Here is a 208-nt window from a genome sequence, read left to right on the forward strand (position 1 = left end):
TCGCTCGCTCCCCAGTGGGGGCTTCGCCACCCACACCCCCATGTCGGTGGTTGCGGTGGTCGGGGTCGTTGCGGTTGCCGCCTGCGGCTTCGCGGTTCGCATGGTGCATCGTCCGCTCAACCCCCCGCATCCCCCATGCCGCGCTGGCGCGCGGCACTGGCTGCGCTCCGCTGGCCAGGCCACCAAGTCTTGCGGTCGGCGGATGGGT

Origin of the sequence: Dactylosporangium sucinum (assembly GCF_014647515.1) — a bacterium.
In the GTDB taxonomy this organism is placed as follows: Bacteria; Actinomycetota; Actinomycetes; order Mycobacteriales; family Micromonosporaceae; genus Dactylosporangium; species Dactylosporangium sucinum.